General features: G+C 68.4%; 15 protein-coding genes. 5 read left to right on the plus strand and 10 right to left on the minus strand.

The window, feature by feature from the left end:
- Positions 1–82 precede the first annotated feature (82 nt).
- Complete coding sequence (pepN, locus tag AORI_RS50625) at positions 83–2,656, minus strand: aminopeptidase N (RefSeq protein ID WP_016332312.1); 2,574 nt, start codon at positions 2,654–2,656, stop codon at positions 83–85.
- A gap of 167 nt (positions 2,657–2,823) precedes the next feature.
- Here pepN and AORI_RS50630 point away from each other — a divergent pair, with 167 nt between their 5' ends.
- Positions 2,824–3,444 carry a mycothiol-dependent nitroreductase Rv2466c family protein gene (locus tag AORI_RS50630; protein WP_016332313.1) on the plus strand — a complete coding sequence of 207 codons (621 nt, stop codon included), beginning with the start codon at positions 2,824–2,826 and terminating at the stop codon, positions 3,442–3,444.
- Here the strand turns inward: AORI_RS50630 and AORI_RS50635 are convergent.
- Together AORI_RS50635 and AORI_RS50640 are read right to left on the minus strand one after the other, a co-directional pair.
- Complete coding sequence (locus tag AORI_RS50635; protein ID WP_016332314.1) at positions 3,441–4,244, minus strand: MBL fold metallo-hydrolase; 804 nt, start codon at positions 4,242–4,244, stop codon at positions 3,441–3,443. The genes AORI_RS50630 and AORI_RS50635 overlap by 4 nt on opposite strands.
- Positions 4,241–4,960, minus strand: coding sequence for a 2-phosphosulfolactate phosphatase (locus tag AORI_RS50640; RefSeq protein ID WP_016332315.1), 720 nt, complete (start codon positions 4,958–4,960; stop codon positions 4,241–4,243). The genes AORI_RS50635 and AORI_RS50640 overlap by 4 nt, the downstream gene beginning before the upstream one ends.
- Before the next feature lie 45 nt (positions 4,961–5,005).
- Here AORI_RS50640 and AORI_RS50645 point away from each other — a divergent pair, with 45 nt between their 5' ends.
- Together AORI_RS50645 and AORI_RS50650 are read left to right on the plus strand one after the other, a co-directional pair.
- Complete coding sequence (locus AORI_RS50645) at positions 5,006–5,479, plus strand: ribose-5-phosphate isomerase (RefSeq protein ID WP_007034718.1); 474 nt, start codon at positions 5,006–5,008, stop codon at positions 5,477–5,479.
- 1 nt (position 5,480) lies between these two features.
- The gene (locus AORI_RS50650; protein WP_016332317.1) at positions 5,481–6,290 is read left to right on the plus strand and encodes an Fpg/Nei family DNA glycosylase; all 810 of its coding nucleotides are present in this window, start codon (positions 5,481–5,483) and stop codon (positions 6,288–6,290) included.
- A 234-nt stretch (positions 6,291–6,524) separates the two neighbouring features.
- Here the strand turns inward: AORI_RS50650 and AORI_RS50655 are convergent, their stop codons facing one another.
- On the minus strand, positions 6,525–7,298 hold the full coding sequence (locus tag AORI_RS50655; protein WP_016332318.1) for a hypothetical protein: 774 nt from the start codon (positions 7,296–7,298) through the stop codon (positions 6,525–6,527).
- A 112-nt stretch (positions 7,299–7,410) separates the two neighbouring features.
- On the opposite strand from AORI_RS50655, the gene AORI_RS50660 reads away from it, so the two are divergent.
- Positions 7,411–8,286: a TIGR03619 family F420-dependent LLM class oxidoreductase gene (locus tag AORI_RS50660; protein WP_016332319.1), complete on the plus strand. Its 876-nt coding sequence runs from the start codon at positions 7,411–7,413 to the stop codon at positions 8,284–8,286.
- Positions 8,287–8,289: 3 nt separating this feature from the next.
- Positions 8,290–8,733 (plus strand): nuclear transport factor 2 family protein, encoded by a 444-nt coding sequence (locus tag AORI_RS50665; protein WP_016332320.1) that lies wholly within the window; start codon positions 8,290–8,292, stop codon positions 8,731–8,733.
- A gap of 462 nt (positions 8,734–9,195) precedes the next feature.
- Here AORI_RS50665 and AORI_RS50670 read toward each other — a convergent pair whose 3' ends face one another.
- From AORI_RS50670 to AORI_RS50695, 6 genes are read right to left on the minus strand one after another with little or no spacing between them, the layout of a single operon-like run.
- Positions 9,196–10,410 (minus strand): RNA polymerase sigma factor, encoded by a 1,215-nt coding sequence (locus AORI_RS50670; RefSeq protein WP_016332321.1) that lies wholly within the window; start codon positions 10,408–10,410, stop codon positions 9,196–9,198.
- Positions 10,411–10,435: 25 nt separating this feature from the next.
- Positions 10,436–11,338 carry a TauD/TfdA dioxygenase family protein gene (locus AORI_RS50675; RefSeq protein ID WP_016332322.1) on the minus strand — a complete coding sequence of 301 codons (903 nt, stop codon included), beginning with the start codon at positions 11,336–11,338 and terminating at the stop codon, positions 10,436–10,438.
- Positions 11,335–12,657, minus strand: a complete 1,323-nt coding sequence (locus AORI_RS50680; protein WP_016332323.1) for an LLM class flavin-dependent oxidoreductase — start codon at positions 12,655–12,657, stop codon at positions 11,335–11,337. Before AORI_RS50680 ends, AORI_RS50675 begins: the two co-directional genes overlap by 4 nt.
- Positions 12,654–13,490 (minus strand): ABC transporter permease, encoded by an 837-nt coding sequence (locus AORI_RS50685; RefSeq protein ID WP_016332324.1) that lies wholly within the window; start codon positions 13,488–13,490, stop codon positions 12,654–12,656. The genes AORI_RS50680 and AORI_RS50685 overlap by 4 nt, the downstream gene beginning before the upstream one ends.
- Entirely contained in the window at positions 13,487–14,248 is a 762-nt protein-coding gene (locus AORI_RS50690) for an ABC transporter ATP-binding protein (protein ID WP_016332325.1), read from the minus strand. Before AORI_RS50690 ends, AORI_RS50685 begins: the two co-directional genes overlap by 4 nt.
- Complete coding sequence (locus AORI_RS50695; RefSeq protein WP_016332326.1) at positions 14,245–15,264, minus strand: ABC transporter substrate-binding protein; 1,020 nt, start codon at positions 15,262–15,264, stop codon at positions 14,245–14,247. The genes AORI_RS50690 and AORI_RS50695 overlap by 4 nt, the downstream gene beginning before the upstream one ends.
- Between the last annotated feature and the right edge of the window lies 1 nt (position 15,265).

Below are 15,265 nucleotides of genomic sequence, written 5' to 3' on the forward strand. Positions count from 1 at the left end.
CTCTTCAAGCCGCTTCAAGCGCAATGAAAGGTCCTTTCCTTGCAAAATTTGCAAGGAAAGGACCTTTCATTGCGTTACGGGACTAGACCCCGGCCTGCGAGTCGAACTCACGGGCGGCCAGCGCCCGCACGATTCCGGCCCGGCCTTCCGACACGAGACGGCGCAGCGCCGCCGGGTGCTCCCCGGCCAGCCACTCGTCCGACGCCTCGACGGTCGCCGGCTCGACGGCCCACGACGGGTACAGCCCGACCACGGTCGGCTGCGCCCGCTCGCTGGAGCGCCGCTGCCACACCTCGTCGATGACCTCGAAATAGCGCGTCACGTAGTCGCCGAGCAGGTGCTTCTGACCCGGGTGGGAGAAGCCGGTGATGAGCGAGTCGCTGACCGCGTTGGGCAGCTCGTCGTCGTACACCGCCCGCTGCCACGCGTCGGCCTTCGCCTCGGCGGTCGGCCGCAGCGCCCGCGAGCGCTCCGCCTGGCGCCGTCCGGCGGCGGTGTCGTCCTTGCCGAGTTCCGCGTCGATCTCGGGGTTCTCCGCCTTGCCGTGCGCGACCAGCGCGTGCAGCAGCCGCCAGCGCAGGTCGGTGTCGACGGTCAGGCCCTCCAGCGGCGCCGTGCCGTCGAGCCAGCCCGCGATGATCGCCAGCGTCTTGTCGTCGAGCACGCAGCCGGCGAGCGAGTTCACGAACGCGAGCTGGTGATCCGAACCGGCCTCGGCGCCCTGCGCCAGCTCCAGCAGCCGCGCGGAGAACTCCGGCCAGCCCTTTTCCGCCGCCCACTCCGGCTTCGCGTACGAGTTCAGCGCCGTCTGCGCCTGCAGCAGCAGCCGCTGCACCACGCCGACCTCGGTCTCGGTGTGCACGCCGCGCTGCACCAGCGTGACGAAGTCGCGGGCCTTGAGCTCGGCCTCGCGCGTCATCTCCCACGCCGCCGACCAGCACAGCGTGCGGGGCAGCGGTTCGGTGATGTCGGCGATGCGGTCGATCAGCGTGGTCAGCGACGCCGGGTCGAGCCGCATCGTGCAGTAGGTCAGGTCGTCGTCGTTGACCAGCACGAGCTTGCCCGCCGGGAGCCCGACCAGCCCCGGCACCTCGGTGCGCTCGCCGTCCACGTCGAGCTCGACGCGGTGCTTGCGGACGATCTTGCCGTTCTCGTCCTCGTCGTAGACACCGACCGCGACGCGGTGCGTGCGCAGCTCACCGGCACCCGGCTTGGCACCGGTCTGGGTGACGGCGAACGCGGTGTACGTGCCGTCGGCGCCGACCTCGTAGCGCGGGCTCAGCGAGTTGAGACCGGTGGTCTCCAGCCACTGCGCGCTCCACCACGACAGGTCGCGGCCCGAGGCCTCTTCCAGCGCGCCCAGCAGATCCGCCAGGGTCGCGTTGCCCCAGGCGTGCTTGCCGAAGTAGACCTTGAGGCCTTCGAGGAAGTGCTCCAGCCCGACATAGGCGACGAGCTGCTTGAGCACGCTCGCGCCCTTGGCGTAGGTGATGCCGTCGAAGTTCACCTCGACCGCGTGCAGGTCGACGATGTCCGCGGCGATCGGGTGCGTCGAGGGCAGCTGGTCCTGCCGGTACGCCCACGACTTCTCGATGTTCGCGAAGCTGGTCCACGCGTTCTTGTACTCGGTGGCCTCGGCCTGGGCCAGCACGCTCGCGAAGGTCGCGAACGACTCGTTCAGCCACAGGTCGTCCCACCAGCGCATGGTGACCAGGTCGCCGAACCACATGTGCGCCATCTCGTGCAGCAGCGTCTCGGCGCGGCGCTCGTAGGCGTAGCGGGTGACGCGGCTGCGGAAGACGTAGTCCTCCAGGAAGGTGACCGCGCCGGCGTTCTCCATCGCGCCCGCGTTGAACTCCGGCACGAACAGCTGGTCGTACTTGGAGAACGGGTACGGGGTCGCGAACTTCTCGTGGTAGAAGGCGAAACCCTGCTTGGTCTCGGTGAACAGCTTGTCCGCGTCCATGTGCTCGGCGAGCGAGGCGCGGCAGTAGATGCCCAGCGGGATCGTGCGGTGTTCGTCGGAGAATTCGTCGCGCCACTCGCTGTACGGGCCCGCGATCAGCGCGACCAGGTAGGTCGAGATCCGCTCGGACACCTTGAACACCGTGCGGACGGCCCCTTCCGGGGTCTCCTCGGTGGATTCGATCAGCGCGTTCGAGATGACCTTCCAGTCCTTCGGCGCGATCACGGTGAGCCGGTAGACCGACTTGAGGTCGGGCTGGTCGAAGCAGGCGAACATGCGCTTCGCGTCCGCGGTCTCGAACTGCGTGTAGAGGTAGACGCCGTCGTCGACCGGGTCGACGAACCGGTGGAGGCCCTCGCCGGTGTTCATGTACCGGCAGACCGCGTCCACGACGAGCTCGTTCGACTCGGCGAGGCCGGGCAGCTCGATGCCCTTGTCCTCGACGTACCCGCTGACGTCGAGGTCCGTCCCGTTGAGGACGGCCGACTCGATCCCCTCGGCGACGATGTCGACCCACGACGCTTCGCCGCTTCTGGCGCTCGCGAACTTGATCGTCGTCTTCGACGTGAAGGTCTTCTCACCGGGACCGCCACGGCCGTCGGTCAGATCCATCTCGATGTCGTAGGACTCGACGTCGAGCAGGTCCGCGCGCAGCTTGGCTTGGTCTCGGGTCAGGTTGGGGGCGGGCACTGGCACCTCTGGTCATCGGTATCGGTTTTGGTTTCCAACTACAGGCATCCAATCATGTCGGAGCCCGTGCTGACGACGGGAACAACGCCGACGGCGGCGATGTTGGCCGCTGTGTAGCACTGTGTGTGTACCGGACCACCCCAAGACGATGGCACTGGGAGAACCTGATGACCGCCCCGTCCGAGAAGACCAAGGTCGACTTCTACTTCGACCCGATCTGCCCCTTCGCCTGGATCAGCTCGCGCTGGATCCTCGAGGTGGAGAAGCACCGCGACCTCGACCTGAGGTTCCGGATCATGAGCCTGTCCGAGCTCAACAGCGGCCGTGAGGACCTGCCTGAGCAGTACAAGGAGCTGTTGGCGAGCGGTTGGGGTCCCGTCCGCGTCGCCACCGCGCTGGCGCAGAAGAACGGCGAGGAGGCCCTGCGCGACTTCTACACGGAGTTCGGCACGCGTCACCACAACCAGGGCGACAAGGACATCCCGAAGGTCATCAAGGAGACCCTCGAGGCCATCGGCGCCCCGGCCGAGCTGGCCGAGGCCGCGGAGTCGACCGAGTACGACGAAGCGCTCAAAAAGAGTCACTACGAAGGTATGAATCCGGTCGGAATGGACGTCGGCACCCCGACCATCCACATCGACGGTGTCGCCTTCTTCGGCCCGGTGCTCAGCTCGATCCCGCGTGGCGAGGACGCCGTCAAGGTGTTCGACGGCGCCCGCGCGCTGGCGAGCTACCCGGACTTCTTCGAGCTGAAGCGCACCCGGTCCGGTGAGCTGAACTTCGACTAAGGGGTCTCCAGGGCGCCCCTGGTGACAGCTTCGGGGTAGGAGGACCTCGCGACGGCTTCGTCCGTCGTGAGGTCTCGCGCCGCGATCCCGGCCTTGAGCGCGACGAGTTCGCGCAGCCCGTCGCGGTGCTTCTCGATGAAGGCGGTGTCGACGGGGTCCCCGTGCCCGGCGACGATGATCTTCGGTTCCAGCGCGAGGATCGCGTCCATCACGCCCGGCCATTCGGCGAGGAAGGTGCCGTCGTTGAAGGAGAACGCGCTGAAGCCGGCTTCGGCGTTCTCGACGGCGTCGCCCGCGTAGATCACGCCCGCGTCGGGCACGTGCACGAACAGATCGTGATCGGTGTGGGCCCGGCCGAGGAACCGCAGCACGACGGTGCGGCCGCCGAGGTCGATCTCGGCGGTGTCGACGACGGTTTTGTCCGGAAGGGTGATCTCGGTGCGCTCCAACGCCTCCGCCATCTCCGGACGGTTTTCGCCGAGATAGTGCTGGATCCACTTGAGCCGTGCGCCGTCGCCGAAGGTGGTCAGTTCGGTCAGGCACCCTTCGTGCGCCCACACGTCGCACGGCAGGAACGCCGTCGTGCCGAAGGCGTGATCGAAATGCGCGTGGGTGTAGACGACCGACCACGGCAGCGGCGTGATCTCCCGTACCGCCGCGGCCAGTTCGGCGCCCTGGTCGACGTCACCGCGAACGTCGACGACCAGGCAGCGCTCGCTGCCCACGACCAGGCCGACGGTCAGGTCCAGCTCCTCGTAACGGCGCGCGTACACGCCGTCCGCGAGTTCGAGCCAAGTCACGAATCCTCCAGAATTCCGTTGCGCAGCACAGGAACCGTGCCGCTGCTGTCGAGACTCGCGGCGAGCCGCACGTCGTTCGCGTGCCCGGCCTCGGCGAGCTCGCGCCCTGAAGAACATTCTGTCAGCGCATCGTCGATGTCGATCGCTTTTGCCGCGACGGCCGCGAGACGGGCCTCGGCGGACAGGCGGCCGTAGCCGTCCAGTGCCGCGACGATCATCCCCGCCCCGAGCTGGTCCTCGACACACGGCCTGAGCGGTCCGAACGTCTTCGTTTCGGTGCGCAGGTCGATGCCCCAGCGTTCTCCGGCCGGGACGACACCGATCGGCCGTCCGTTCGCGAGTTCCGCCGCGCGGGCGGCGACGGCGGACGCGTTGCGCAGGCAGCCCGCCAGGACTTCGGCACCGGTCGTGGCGGCGGCGTCGCACAGCGTGGCGCCATTGGGGGAAGGGAGCGCCAAAAGCGTTCCGGAAGGGATTTGCGTCACAGACGAAGGTCGCAAAGTCCATTCGCTTTCACCCGCGAGGATGGCGCCGCGCGCTTTCGCGGCCTCTTCGCCGCGACGATCGCGCCAGCGGACGGGCAGCACGCGGCCGCCGTTTCCCAGTACGAGATCCGTTGTGGTGCAGAAGGAAAGCACGTCGACCACGACGAGTACGGCGCAGCCCGCGCCCAGGGCGGCGACACCCTCGGGTCCCCATTCGAGCCTGATGTCCACCCCCACAGCATGCCCGCGCCGGAACGTGATGGCAGACTCCGCGCTGTGCGTGTTTACCTTGGCTCTGACCATGCCGGTTTCGAATTGAAGAACCACCTCGTGGCCCACCTCAAGGAGCAGGGCCACGACGTCGAGGACGTCGGCCCCTTCGTCTACGACGCGGCCGACGACTACCCGGCGTTCTGCATCGAGGCGGCCCGCCGCGTCGTCGCGGACGAGGGCAGCCTCGGCATCGTCGTCGGCGGCTCCGGCAACGGCGAGCAGATCGCGGCCAACAAGGTCAAGGGCGCTCGCGCCGGCCTCGCGTGGAGCGTCGAGACCGCGAAGCTCACCCGCGAGCACAACCACGCCCAGCTGATCGGCGTCGGCGCGCGGATGCACACCACCGAAGAGGCCACGGAGATCGTCGAGGCGTTCCTCGCGACCCCGCCGAGCCCGGACGAGCGCCACGGCCGCCGCGTCCAGCAGATCCTGGACTACGAGAACACCGGCTGGCCGCCGCCGCTTCCCGAGCACTGACATGCCCGAGGGGCACACGCTCCATCGCTTGGCACGTCTGCACAAACGCCGTTTCGCCGGTCACCCGGTCGAGGTGAGCAGCCCGCAGGGGCGGTTCGCCGCCGAAGCGTCCCGTTTGGACGGCCGGGTGCTGGTGAAGGCCGAGGCGTACGGGAAGCACCTGTTCCACGACTACGGTCCACACGGGACGGTGCACGTCCACCTCGGCCTCTACGGCACGTTCTCCGACGAGCCATTGCCCGCTCCAGAGCCCGTGGGGCAGGTGCGGATGCGGCTGGCCGGTCCGACGCATTACGCCGACCTGCGCGGCCCGACCCGGTGCGAACTCCTGGACGCGCCGCAGGTCGACGCGATCAAAGCGCGGCTCGGCCCGGATCCGCTGCGCCGCGACGCGAAGCCGGACAAGGCGTGGGAGCGGATCTCGCGGTCGAAGACGTCGATCGCGGCACTGCTGATGGACCAGTCGGTGCTGGCGGGCGTCGGCAACGTGTATCGCGCCGAGGTGCTGTTCCGGCACGGTGTCGCCCCGCTCGTCCCGGGCCGCGCGCTCGACCGCGGGCTGTGGGACGACATGTGGGCGGATCTCGTGACGCTCATGCGGCACGGTGTCCGCGTGGGCCGGATCGACACGGTCGCGCCGGAGCACCTGCCCGAGGCCACCGGCCGCGCGCCGCGGCAGGATCGGCACGGAGGCGAGGTCTACGTCTACCGGCGCGAGGGGATGCCGTGTCTCGTGTGCGGGACGGCGGTGCTGCGGAGCGATCTGGCGGCGCGGAACCTCTTCTGGTGCCCGACCTGCCAGCCCGCCTGACTCGCTTTCGGCAAGTACCTGACGGGGGCCTTCACGTACTCGGGTCGAGTGGCGGTTTCGCGTGATCAGACGGACGACACACGTGACGGGATGGACGACACATGTGATCAGATGGACGACTCGCGGCAAGACCGGGTCACGATCGTGTCGTCCCTCTGATCACGTGTGTCGTCCGTCTGATCACGAGACGAGCCCTCTGAGTTAGTCGCGTCCGAAGGGCCCCTTCGGACCGGGCTAGAAGTCGAAGCCCCCGCCGTCGAAACCGCCACCATCGAAGCCGCCGCCGTCGAACCCACCGGCGTCCCCGCCCATGTCGCCTCCGGCGTCACCGCCGGCGTCCGCGGCCCCGGCGTCCTCCTGGCCCGCGTCATAGCCCGACTCCCAGGCCGACGCGCTCGCGATGCCCGCCATCCCGGAGAACATCGCGCTGAACAGCAGCATCGAACCGAGACCCCAGGCACCGGCGACGAGCGCGGGCTTCCACCACGGCTCGCTGTACCAGCCCTGCGGCACCGGACGGCCCGCGACGCGGCCACCGGGGTAGTAGTGCGGCGTGCGCTGGCTCGGGTCCGGCGAGGCTTCGTAGTGCTCGCCCTCGACGTCGACCGAGCGGTACTCGGTGACCTTGCCCGCCCGATCGCGCTCTTCGCTGCCGGGCAGTTCCGGACCGGGGTCCATGCCCATCGCGAGCCGCGCCGCGCGGACGTAATAGAGCCCCTCGATGGCGGTCTCGCGCACCAGCCGGGCTTGCTCGACGGTCTGCGCCTGCTCCATCTGGGAGCCGGCCGCGGTGAAACGTTCGGACGCGTCCGCCATCGCCTGCTGGGAGGCGGTGTCCGTGCCGGTGAGGTTCATGACCTGACCGCCCAGTCGTTCGACGAGGCGCCGTGCGTCCGCCTTCGCGTCGTCCAGCTGGCGCTTCTTGGCCGCCGCCTGGGATTTCGCGAAGTAGATGCCGCCGCCGACCACGACGACGAGGAGCACGATCAGGAAGATCGCGGTGCCCATGGGTTCAACTCCAGGAATCGTTCGGCCTTTGACCGGATCAACGCGGGGAACCCGCCGGGGGTTCCCCGCGCGCACTGGCGGGTGAAACTAGAACACGTTATAGTTCGGCTCCATGAAGTTCACCCTGTCGATCGCGATGAATCCGCTCGATCAGCTGGGCGAGCTCGCCCGGGCCGCCGAAGAGGCGGGTTTCTCCTCGATCGCGCTCCCGGATTCCCTGTTCTATTCCGAAACGGTCTCGGCCGACTACCCGTACACGCCCGACGGAAGCCGCTTCTGGACCGAGGAGACGCCCTGGGCCGATCCGCTGATCGCGGCCGCCTCGATGGGCGCGGTCACCGAGCGGCTCACCTTCTACACCTCCGTGCTCAAACTCGGCTCCCGCAACCCGGTCCTGCTCGCCCGCCAGGTCAACTCGGTCGCGGCGCTGACCGGCGGCCGCTTCGGGCTCGGCCTCGGCGTCGGCTGGTCGCCGGAGGAGTTCCGCTGGTGCGGCGCGCCGTACGAGAAGCGCGGCAAACGCGTCGACGAGGCCATCGAGGTGCTGCGCCTGATCCTCGACGGCGGGATGGTCGAGTTCCACGGCGAGTTCTTCGACTTCGACAAGCTCCGCATGAGCCCGACACCGCCGTCGCGGGTCCCGTTCTACATCGGCGGGCACACCGACGTCGCGCTGCGCCGGGCCGCCCGCGTCGCCGACGGCTGGTCTTCGGCGATGATGAAGTTCGACGACCTGGCCGACACCATCGCCAAGCTGCGCGGGCTGCTGGCCGAACAGGGCCGCGCCGAAGATCCCTTCGAGTATCAGGCCGTCTGCATCGACAAGTTCGGCCTCGACGGCTACCGCGAGCAGGGCGACATCGGCGTCACCGACATCATCACCATGCCGTGGGTGTTCGACGGCCTCGGTTTCGACGCCGAAGTCGGCCCGAAGCTCGATTCCATCAGGAAGTTCGGCGACGAGATCATCGCGAAGATCGGAGACTGAACCATGGGTGTCGACGTCTGCTGGGACCCGGCCACCGAGCAGCCGCCCGCGCGGCGGGCCGCGTTCGCTTCGATGACCGCGGTCACCGCGGGGGACAAGACCGCCTGGCTCGGACTCTTCGCCGGGGACGCCGTCGTCGAGGACCCCATCGGCAAGTCGATGTTCGACGAAGAAGGCAAGGGACACCATGGGCACGACGGGATCAGTGCCTTCTGGGACAAGACGATCGCGAATGTCGAACGTTTCCAGTTCACCATCCGCGATTCCCACGCGGCCGGGGACGAGGTCGCGAACGTCGGCACGATCACGACGTACCTGCCCGGCGGCTACCGCGTCGACACCGACGGCGTGTTCGTCTACCGGGTGCGCGAGGACGGGCTGATCGTGTCGATGCGCGCGTTCTGGGAGACCGAACGCGCCATGGCGACGGCCCGTCAAGAGGGCTGAGCATGCGGCGGCGGTTCGTGATCACGCTCCTGGCCGGGCCCGGCGCGCCGCCGCCCGCACCGGTGACGACAGCGCAACCACCCATCGCCTTCTGCCCGGACACCGCGGCCTCGGATCGCGTGCGTTCCCCGTCCGGCCTCGACGGGAAGACGGAGCCACGCACGCCGTCCGGCCCGCATCGGCTTGCCTACTTCGTGGTCGACGACAAGGGCATGAGGGACTTCAGCGACACCGCCGACGGGTATCTGCCGATGGGCACGTCCCAGCAGGGAGCCGTGCAGGTGGTGGTGTGCGAATATCCGAAGCCGACCAATGAGCGCGTCGGCACCTGTGACGGGTACGAGCGGCAAGGCAAGCCGCCGCTCTCCGTCGCGGTCACCGGTGTCCAGTACACCTACAAGGCCTACGACGCCGAAAGCAAACGCCTGCTCGACACCTTCGTTCTGCCTGCGCATGTGAGGCTCAGCCGAGCCGCTCCGCGCGCCGGGTCAGGTACCGCTGCTCGGGTTCGCTCGCGGTTTTGCCGGCGGCACGGAGGTACGCCTCGCGCGCGGCGCCGGTATCCCCGGCCAGTTCCAGCAGGTGCCCGCGGACGGAATCGAGCCGGTGCGTCTGGCTCATGCGGCTGTCGTCGTCGAGCGTGGCCAGCAGTTCGAGGCCCGCTTCCGGCCCATTGACCTCGGCGACCGCGACGGCGCGGTTGAGCGTGACGACGGGGCCGGGCGAGACCTTCTCGAGAACGTCGTAAAGCGCGAGGATCTGGGGCCAGTCGGTGTCGGCCGCGGTGGCCGCCTCGGAGTGGATGGCGGCGATCGCGGCCTGCACCTGATACGGCCCGACCGGACCCGCCTCCAGAGCCTCGCTCACCAGCGAGACCCCTTCGGCGATCGTGTCCGCGTTCCAGCGCGTTCGGTCCTGTTCGGCGAGCGGGACGAGCGAGCCGTCGTCGCCGGCGCGGGCGGCCCGGCGGGCGTCGGTCAGCAGCATGAGCGCGAGCAGGCCGGTGACCTCGTCCTCGTCCGGCATGAGCCGCCGGAGCAGCCGGGTCAGCCGGATCGCCTCCGCGGTCAGGTCGGCGCGGTGCAGATCGGGGCCGCCGCTGGTCGTGTAGCCCTCGTTGAAGATCAGGTACAACACCTGGAGGACGACACGGAGCCGTTCGCCGAGTTCCGCGGACGGCGGCAGGACGAACTCGGCGCCCGCCTTCTTGATGGTCTGTTTCGCCCGGCTGATCCGCTGGGCCAGCGTCGATTCCGGGACCAGGAAGGCGTTCGCGATCTCGCCCGTGGTCAGCCCGCCGACGGCGCGCAGCGTGAGCGCGAGTTGCGACGGCGCGGACAAAGACGGGTGGCAGCACAGGAAAAGGACGGTGAGCGTGTCGTCCGAATCGGACACGGTGGCCGGGGCGGGGTCCATCAGCGCGTCGTTCTCTTCGCGCCGCCTGCGTGCGCTTTCGCTGCGCCACTCGTCGACCAGCCGCCGTGACGCGACCGTCGCGAGCCAGGACTTCGGGCTGTCCGGGATGCCCTGCTCCGGCCATTGCTGCGCGGCCGAGAGCAGGGCTTCCTGGACGGCGTCCTCGCAGGCGTCGAACTGCCCGTGCTTGCGCACCAGCAGCCCGATGACCTGCGGGGCCAGCTCCCTCAGGAGCGCTTCCACCTGACGATCGGTCTTCACGCCGCCAGTCTTACCACTTCGGTCGTCAGGCGACGGGGGAGTAGTGCGAAGCGTCGCCTTCGAGGGATTCGCTCGGCACCCCGTCGATGCCCACCGGCACGTCACCCGCCACGGTCACCCGGTTCAGGCGGCGGGGCAGGTCGTCGTAGTTGTCGACGGCGTAGTGCTGGGTGATGCGGTTGTCGAACAGCACCAGCTGGTTCGGCTCCCAGCTCACCCGCACGACGTTCTCCGGCCGCGTGACGTAGGACTGCAGCAACCGCAGGATGTCCCGCGACTCGCCCTTCGACAGCCCGATGATCCGCTGCGCGAACCCGCCGATGTACAGCCCGCGTTCCCCGGTCACCGGATGCACCCGCACCACGGGGTGGACCGTGCGGAACTTCTGCGAGACGAACACCTCGCGGCGTTCCCGCTCCGCGTCGTCCAGGGTCTCGGGCGCCTTCGCGTAGTCGTAGTCGTTGGTGTGCTCGGCGCGCAGCGTGTCCGCGAACGCCCGGAGCGGCTCCGGCAAATCCCGGTACGCGGCGGCCGAGTTGGCGATCAGCGTCTCTCCGCCGTACGGAGGGACGACCAGGCTGCGCAGCGTGCTGGCCTTCGGCGGGTTGAGCACGAAAGTGACGTCGGTGTGCCATTGGTTCGCGCGGCCCTGTTCGCTGTCGACCGGCAGGATCGCGGGCTCGCCGTCGACCGACGGGACGGTCGGGTGCGCCTTGGTCAGTTCGCCGAAGTGCCCGGCGAACCGCTGCTGGCCCGCGTCGTCGAGATCGACGTCGCGGAAGACGAGTGCCTTGTGCTCGTGCAGGGCGTCGGTCACGAACGCGACGGTCGCGGCGTCGAGATCCTTGGCGGGGTCGACGCCGAGGACCTGCGCGCCGATCCTGCCGGTGATCTTGCGGACCTCGACCTGGGTGTTGAGGGCGGTCATGCGGCGTGCTCCTTTACTGGGGTGCGGCGGACTGGACGGGCGAGGCCGTAGTGGCCGCGCAAGGTCGTGGCGTTGTACTCGGTGCGGAACAACCCGCGCTTCTGCAATTCGGGGACCACGAGGTCGACAAAGTCCTCCAGTCCACCGGGCAGCGTCGGCGGCATGACGTTGAAGCCGTCCGCGGCGCCTTCGGTGAACCAGTGCTCCAGCTGGTCGGCCACCTGGGTGGCGGTTCCGGCGAAGACGCGGTGTCCCCGGCCGCCCGCCAGCCGCTCGATCAGCTGGCGGATTGTCAGGTTCTCGCGCCGCGCCAGGCCCGTGACCAGCTCGAACCGGCTCTGCGCGCCTTCGGTGAACGTGCCGACGTCGGGCAGCGGACCGTCGAGCGGATACGGCGTCAGGTCGTGGTCGAGCATGTTCGACAGCTGCCGCACGCCGTACGCGGGCGTGATGAGGGCGTTGAGTTCTGCCTCGCGCTCTTTCGCCTCGGCCTCGGTGCGGCCCAGGATCGGGCTGATCCCCGGCAGGATCTTGATCTCCTCCGGCGAGCGGCCGTATTTCGCGAGCCTTCCCTTGACGTCGTCGTAGAAAGCCTTGCCCTCGGCGAAAGTCTGCTGCGCGGTGAACACCGCCTCGGCGAACCGGGCCGCGTACTCCTTGCCCGTCTCCGACGAACCGGCCTGGACGAGCAACGGATGTCCCTGTACCGGGCGCGGGATGTTGAGCGGGCCGCGAACCTGGAAATGCGGGCCGTTGTGGTCGATCGGGTGGATGCGGTCGGTGTCGGCGTAGACGCCGCTCGCCTTGTCGATCACCGCCGCGTCGTCGTCCCAGCTGTCCCAGAGTTTCCTGGCCACTTCGACGAATTCGGTGGCGCGCTCGTACCGCAGCGCGTGCGCCGGCCGGGCGTCGCGGTTGAAGTTGCGGGCCTCGTCCTCGCCCGCCGACGTGACGATGTTCCAGCCCGCGCGCCCGCCGCTGAGATGGTCGAGCGACGCGAATTTCCGTGCCAGGTGGTACGGCTCGTTGTAGGTCGTCGACGCGGTGGCGATCAGCCCGATGCGCTCGGTCGCCCCGGCCAGCGCGGAAAGCAACGTCAGCGGCTCGAACAGGGTGTGCGAGTTGTAGCGGACGTTGCCCCACAGGGCGACACCGTCGGCGAGGAACAGCGAATCCAGCTTGCCGCGCTCCGCCGTACGGGCGATGTCGACGTAGTGCTTCAGTGTCGCGGCGCGGTGCGGATCCGTGCTCGGATGCCGCCATGCCGCCTCGTGATGACCGTTCGGCATCACGAACGCGTTGAGGTGCAGGTGTTTCATGCCTTCTCCTTGACCCGCCAGGTGGAGAATCGCCGCTCCAGCGCGACGAAACCCGCGTTGATGGCCAGGCCCAGCACCGACACCGTGATGATCGCGGCGTACATCTGCTGGATCTGGAAGTTGACCTGCGAGTTGTTGATCAGATAGCCGAGCCCGGCCTTGGCGCCGACCATCTCGGCGGCGATCAGGATGAGGATCGAGTACGCCGCCGCCATCCGGATGCCGGTGAAGATGGTCGGCACCGCCGACGGCAGGATCACCTTGCGGAACAGGTTCGGGCTCGACAGCCCGAGCGAGCGCGCGGCCTTGACCAGCAAGGGATCCACGGTGTTCACCCCGGCGATGGTGTTGAGCAGCACCGGCCAGACGCAGGCGTAGACGATCAGCGCGATCTTGGACACCTCGCCGATGCCGAGCAGGAGCGTGAACACCGGCAGCAGGGCGAGCGCGGCTGTGTTGCGGGCCAGTTCCAGCAGCGGGTTCAGGAATTCGGCGAGGGGCCGGTACCAGGCGATCAGCAGGCCGAGCGGCACCGAGACCGCCACCGCGATCACGAATCCGGCGGCGGACCGGCCGAGACTCGCCAGCAGATGGTCGGCCAGCTGCCCGTTGAGGATCAGCTCCCAGAGCGCGGCGAGGTCTTCCGACAGCGGCGGAAGGAAGGTCCTCATGCCTTCGTCGAGCAGGTACCGGGGAGCGAGCTCCCAGACGGCGAGGAAGAGCAGGATCGCCGCGGAACTGCGGAAAGCCTTGCTGAGCCTGCTCTTCTTGCGTGCTTTCTCGACCGGCTTCGGTCCGGTTCGGATGGTCGGTGCTTCGAGTGTCGCGGTCATGCGGCCCTCCGGATCTCGTCGTGCAGCAGTTCCCACAGCCGATGGCGATGGGCCACGAAGGCGGGTGCCGAGCGCAGGTCGTCGTTCGAACGGTCGCCGAGATCGATGTCGACGACGTCCTTGAGCCTGCCCGGCCGGGACGTGAGCACCGCGACCTTCTGTCCTAAATAGACGGCTTCTTCGATGCTGTGGGTGATGAAGACGATGGTCTTGCCCGTGCGTTTCCAGATCCGGCGCAGCTCCTCCTGCAGGAGTTCGCGGGTCTGGGAGTCCAGCGCGGCGTACGGCTCGTCCATCAGCAGCACGTCCGGGTCGTAGGCGAGGCTTCTCGCGATCGCGACACGTTGCTTCATGCCACCGGAAAGCTCGTGGGGAAGGTGGTCCTCGAAGCCGGAAAGCCCGACCAGGTCGAGGAATTCCCGCGCTCGCTCGGCGCGTTGCCGTTTGTTCAGGGTGCCGCCTTCGAGGCCGAACTCGACGTTGGCGCGTGCGGTGCGCCACGGGAACAGCGCGTACTGCTGGAACACGACCCCGCGGTCCAGCCCCGGCCCGGTGACGGGTTTCCCGTCGATCAGGACTTCGCCGGAGGTGGGTTTCGCGAGCCCGCCGAGCAGGTCGAGCAGCGTGGACTTGCCGGAACCGCTCGGTCCGACGAGGGAGAGGAACGTGCCGTCCTCGATGTCGAGGGAGACGTCGTCGAGTGCGGTCAACGCGCCGAAGGTCTTGGTGACCGAGCGCAGGCTGATCTTGGCGGTCATGCGCCACCGCCTTCGCGGTACGGGTTGAACTCGTTGGTGTAGATCTTCTTCAGGTCGACCTGGTCGTTCTTGATGAACCCGGACTGCTTGAGCCAGCCCGTCCAGAGCGTGTAGTCGTTGTCCGAGATCAGCCCACCCTTGGTGATGCCCGTGCTCTTCCAGTACTTGAGCGTTTCGGTGTTCTCGTTGCGGCCGCGGTTCTGGATGATCTTGGTGAACCGGGCGATCACCTCATCGCGCGGAGTGGTGCGCGCCCATTCGATCGCCTTGGCCACGCCGGTGACGAAGGTCTTCGTGGTCTCCGGGTACTTCTTGATGAAGTCGGTCCGCAGCACGTACGGCCCGCCGTTGTACGGGCCGAACGCCTCGACGTCCTTCACGATCGGCCGCACGCCGCCTCCCGCCACGGCGCGGTCCTGGAGGACGCCGTTGAGCGCGGCGACGTCGATCTGACCGTTGCGCAGGGCCTGTTCGGTGTTGATCGGCGGCAGGACGACGAGCTGCACCTGGTCGATTTCGGCGTCGGTCAGGCCGTTGCGCTTGAGCCAGGTGTCGAGGACGGCCTCGAGGTTCGCGCCGACGGTGTTGACGCCGACCTTCTTGCCGATGAGGTCGCGCGCCGTGCGGATCGGGCTGTCCTCCTTGACGTAGAAGCCCAGGAAGGTCTTCTCGTCGGAGCCGTAGTAGTTGACGACGGCCTTGATCGGGGCGCCGGCGTCGACGAGTTTGGCGACCGCGCCGGTGAAGGCGCCGCCGAAGTCGGTTTGGTCGGTGGCGGCGGACTGGATGTCCTGCGGTCCGCTGATCGTGTTGCCGACCCACTTGAGTTTGACCGGGCCGAAGTAGCCGAGGTCTTCGGCGAGCTCGGGGAAGGTGACGTTGTTCGCCGACCCCTGGTAGCGGAGTTCGAGCTTCTCCGGCTGCCCGGCCACGCCCGCCGGGGTCGCGGAGGCGCCGCAGCCCGACAGCGCCAATCCGGCGAGGAGCGCGGCGATCAAGGGCACTGGTTTCTTCACG

The sequence above is a fragment of the Amycolatopsis keratiniphila genome, assembly GCF_000400635.2.
Taxonomy (GTDB): domain Bacteria; phylum Actinomycetota; class Actinomycetes; order Mycobacteriales; family Pseudonocardiaceae; genus Amycolatopsis; species Amycolatopsis keratiniphila.

What these genes read in the sequence shown, in the direction of transcription:
- AORI_RS50675 (WP_016332322.1), bottom strand. Translation starts at nt 11,338, where the DNA reads ATGACCGCCCTCAACACCCAGGTCGAGGTCCGCAAGATCACCGGCAGG.
- AORI_RS50685 (WP_016332324.1), bottom strand. Translation starts at nt 13,490, where the DNA reads ATGACCGCGACACTCGAAGCACCGACCATCCGAACCGGACCGAAGCCG.
- AORI_RS50630 (WP_016332313.1), top strand. Translation starts at nt 2,824, where the DNA reads ATGACCGCCCCGTCCGAGAAGACCAAGGTCGACTTCTACTTCGACCCG.
- AORI_RS50655 (WP_016332318.1), bottom strand. Translation starts at nt 7,298, where the DNA reads ATGGGCACCGCGATCTTCCTGATCGTGCTCCTCGTCGTCGTGGTCGGC.
- AORI_RS50660 (WP_016332319.1), top strand. Translation starts at nt 7,411, where the DNA reads ATGAAGTTCACCCTGTCGATCGCGATGAATCCGCTCGATCAGCTGGGC.
- AORI_RS50665 (WP_016332320.1), top strand. Translation starts at nt 8,290, where the DNA reads ATGGGTGTCGACGTCTGCTGGGACCCGGCCACCGAGCAGCCGCCCGCG.
- AORI_RS50650 (WP_016332317.1), top strand. Translation starts at nt 5,481, where the DNA reads ATGCCCGAGGGGCACACGCTCCATCGCTTGGCACGTCTGCACAAACGC.
- AORI_RS50680 (WP_016332323.1), bottom strand. Translation starts at nt 12,657, where the DNA reads ATGAAACACCTGCACCTCAACGCGTTCGTGATGCCGAACGGTCATCAC.
- AORI_RS50690 (WP_016332325.1), bottom strand. Translation starts at nt 14,248, where the DNA reads ATGACCGCCAAGATCAGCCTGCGCTCGGTCACCAAGACCTTCGGCGCG.